The 3979-nt window shown below is 61.9% G+C and carries 3 protein-coding genes; all 3 read left to right on the top strand.

Going from position 1 to position 3979, the window contains the following annotated elements:
* The coding region (locus ACILRA_RS20765) for a dihydropteroate synthase (protein WP_395663954.1) at positions 1–780 on the top strand (780 nt) is incomplete at its 5' end.
* A 223-nt stretch (positions 781–1003) separates the two neighbouring features.
* A complete protein-coding gene (locus ACILRA_RS20760; RefSeq protein ID WP_395663953.1) occupies positions 1004–3046 on the top strand; it encodes an ASKHA domain-containing protein in 2043 nt (680 codons plus the stop codon).
* 48 nt (positions 3047–3094) lie between these two features.
* Positions 3095–3454 carry a hypothetical protein gene (locus ACILRA_RS20755; protein WP_395663952.1) on the top strand — a complete coding sequence of 120 codons (360 nt, stop codon included), beginning with the start codon at positions 3095–3097 and terminating at the stop codon, positions 3452–3454.
* Positions 3455–3979 lie beyond the last annotated feature (525 nt).

Below are 3979 nucleotides of genomic sequence, written 5' to 3'. Positions count from 1 at the left end.
CATATCCTTGACGTAAACGCCGGCGTCACCGCCGTGAACCCCAATGAAACCGAGCCGCCGCTGCTGCGCCACACCATCGAGATCGTGCAGTCGATCTGCGACCTGCCGCTGTGCATCGACTCATCCGTCACCTCCGCCCTCAAGATGGGCCTCGAGACGGCGAAGGGCCGCCCGCTGGTCAATTCGGTGACGGGCGAGGAAGAAAAGCTCGAAGCCATCCTGCCGCTGGTTGCAAAATACAATGTCGCGGTGGTCGCCATCTCGAACGACGAGACGGGCATCTCGGAAGACCCGGACGTGCGCTTCGAGGTCGCCAGGAAGATCGTCGAGCGCGCCGCCGACCATGGCATCAAGCCGCATGACATCGTGGTCGATCCGCTGGTGATGCCGATCGGCGCCATGGGCACGGCCGGCCAGCAGGTGTTCCGCCTGGTTCGCCGTCTGCGCGAGGAGCTGAAGGTCAACACCACCTGCGGTGCGTCCAACATTTCCTTCGGCATGCCGAACCGCCGCGCGCTCACCGGCTACTTCCTCGCCATGGCGGCCAGCCACGGCATGACGTCGGCCATCATGAACCCGCTCCATGATGAAGACATGCACGCCATCTTCGGCGCCAACGTGCTGAACGGCACCGACCGGAACTGCAAGTTCTGGACGAACAAGTTCCGCGAGATGACAGCTGCCCCGTCCGCCGCCGCACAGGCCGCGGGCGAAATCTCCTCCAACGAGGAAATCGAAGCGCGCCGCAAGGCCCGCGAAGAGCGCCGCCGCCGCTCGTGAGGCGCAACGGCCCCGCTCTCAATCGCATTCCTCTCCCCCACCGGGGGAGAGGGAAGGGTGAGGGGGTCTCTCCGCCAGTGCACTGTTTCGAGGGGGCGTTCCGTGTTTTGGTCCGGACAGGATCACAAACCGTCGGTGTCCAGGGCAGGCACCCCCTCACCCTGCCCTCTCCCCCGATGGGGGAGAGGAAGATATGTCAAGAAACAAGCATGAGACGTCCGCAATGACCGAAACGAACCCCCTCATCGTCTTCACGCCGTCCGGCAAGCGCGGGCGCTTTGCCGTGGGAACGCCGGTCCTCCAGGCAGCCCGCGCGCTCGGCGTCGACATCGACTCGGTCTGCGGCGGCCGCGCCATCTGCGGGCGCTGCCAGGTCAATGTGGGTGAGGGCGATTTTGCCAAGCACGGCATCACGTCGACCGCTTCGCACGTCTCCGGCATCACCAAGGTCGAGGAACGCTACGACAAGATCCGTGGACTTCCCCAGGGCCGCCGACTCTCCTGCCAGACGCAGATCCTGGGCGATCTCGTCATTGACGTTCCGCCCGAATCCCAGGTCCACAAGCAGGTCGTCCGCAAGGAGGCCGACACCCGCGCCATCGAACTCGATCCCGCAACACGCCTGTGCTTCATCGAGGTCGAGGAGCCCGACATGCACAAGCCATCCTCGGACCTGGAGCGCGTCTACAAGGCGCTGCAGGACCAGTGGGGCATCGACAATCTCTCCTGCGACCTCTCCATCATCGCGGACCTGCAGAAGGTGCTGCGCAAGGGCGAGTGGAAGATCACCGCCGCGGTCTTCGCGCGCGCCCCCGGCGGCGGCAACAGGCTGGTCTCGATCTGGCCGGGCTTCCATGACAAGGCCTTCGGGATCGCCATCGACGTGGGCTCCACCACCATCGCGGCCCATCTCACCAATCTCTCGACCGGCGAGGTCACGGCCTCGGCCGGCCTCATGAACCCGCAGATCCGCTTCGGCGAAGACCTGATGAGCCGCGTCTCCTATGTGATGATGAATCCGGGCGGCGAGAAGGAGATGACCGCCGCCATCCGGCATGCGCTCAACACGCTGGCCCAGGACGTGGCCAGGCAGGGCGGCATCGACATCACCGACATTCTCGAAGTGGTGCTGGTGGGCAACCCCGTCATGCATCATCTGTTCCTCGGCATCGACCCCACCGAACTCGGCGGCGCGCCCTTCGCACTCGCGACGGGCCTTGCCGTCACCTGCCCGGCGAAGGAGCTTGACCTGCAGCTGAACCCCGGCGCCTGGGCCTATGTGCTGCCCTGCATCGCGGGCCATGTGGGGGCCGACACCGCTGGCGTCGTCCTCTCCGAATCCCCGCACGAGCAGGATGAGATCATGCTGGCCGTGGACGTCGGCACCAATGCCGAGATCGTTCTGGGCTCAAAGGCCCGCCTGCTGGCCTGTTCGTCGCCCACTGGCCCCGCTTTCGAGGGCGCACAGATTTCCTCTGGCCAGCGCGCCGCGCCGGGTGCCATCGAGCGGATCCGGATCAATCCCGAGACGCTGGAGCCCCGCTACAAGGTGATCGGCGTCGACCTCTGGTCGGACGAGCCGGGCTTCGAGGAGGCCATCTCCCAGACCGGCGTCACGGGCATCTGCGGTTCCGGCATCATCGAGGCCATCGCAGAGATGTATCTCTCGGGCGTCATCAACCAGGACGGGTTGGTCGACGGCGCCCTGGCTGAGAAGAGCCCGCGCATCGAGGCCCACAAGCGCACATTCAACTATGTGATTCGCAGCCCGCGCGAGGGCGGCAACGAGCCGATGATCCGCGTCACCCAGAACGACGTGCGCGCGATACAGCTCGGCAAGGCTGCACTCTATGCGGGCGTCAGCTTGTTGATGGACAAGCTCGGCATCGAGCAGGTCGGCAAGATCAGGCTCGCGGGCGCCTTTGGCAGCCATATCGACGTCAAGTACGCGATGATCCTCGGGCTGATTCCGGACTGCGATCTCGCGAAGGTGCAGAGTGCCGGCAATGCCGCGGGCACGGGCGCGCGAATCGCACTTCTCAACATGAAGGCGCGCGACGAGATCGAAAGCGTGGTGCGCCGAATCGAGAAGATCGAGACGGCAGTGGAGCCAATGTTCCAGCAGCACTTCGTGGAGGCGATGGCGATCCCCCACAAGACAGCGCCTTTCCCGAAGCTTTCGGCCGCTGTCGTGCTACCGCCCCCTAAAGAAATCGTTTCCGCAACTGATGATGGCGGTGAACGGCGAAGGCGCAGGCGCAGTTAGTATACACACGACTTTGCCGCGAGTGATTTCCACACTTGCGGCACACGCTTGAGCATTGCTTTGTGCCGTTTTGCGATGTATTCATTTCTTACTCAGTATTCTGAGAGGCCGACATTTGCGGCCAGCCGTTTACCATCAACAATGAACGGAAGAGAAATGCCACTTTCCAAAAAACAGACTGCTTACCTTAACAAGATCATCGCAACCGCCCAGAAGATTCTGGACACGGCAGAACACGAACATAGTCGGGCCGGATCCGGCAATGGCGCAAAGCGCAGCCGCCGCTCATCTGCTGAAGCAGAGAAGATGCGGGCTGATATCCTGGCGAAGCGCGCAAAGGGCATGTCAGCCCTCAAGCTTGCTGAAAAATACGGCGTAAGCACTGCCTACATCTATATGATCAAGTAGAAGACTCTCCACCAGGGATTGTCTTCTTGCTTACCCATTCAACTTATACGAATTTGTAATCGTTTACTTTCTGCTTTGTTCTGCTTTCGCGCCAGAGATTTTGTCTGGTAGGAGTTAGCAACGTCCAGCGCCTAAAACTTTCGTAATCTTTTCTGTTGCATGTATTGCCAGCGCGCGCCCTGCAAAACAGAGCGAGTCGCAGATCAGGATGCGGAGCGCGGGCACAGAAAGGGACGCCTGCCGAAGCGCTGCCTCGAGGTTTTACGCCGTGTCTGCAGGCAGCCCTCAAGCTTGCTGAAAACACGGCGTAAGCACTGCCTATATCTACGTGATCAAGCAGAAGACTCTCCACCACGGATTGCCTCTTCGCTTATCCATTCAACTTATACGAATGTATAATCGTAAGCGCTACGCCGATCCCCTATGCGGCGAGGCTTGACGCTTGATCGCAGGTCCAGGGCATCAGTTGCTCGATCTGGTTCCTGGGATGACCGTCGAGGATGGCGCGAAGCGTGTGTTGGAGGT

This window comes from Aestuariivirga sp. (assembly GCF_044239095.1).
In the GTDB taxonomy this organism is placed as follows: Bacteria; Pseudomonadota; Alphaproteobacteria; order Rhizobiales; family Aestuariivirgaceae; genus Aestuariivirga.
Note: the sequence above shows the minus strand (reverse complement) of the source record. Positions and strands in the feature narration are given on the sequence as shown.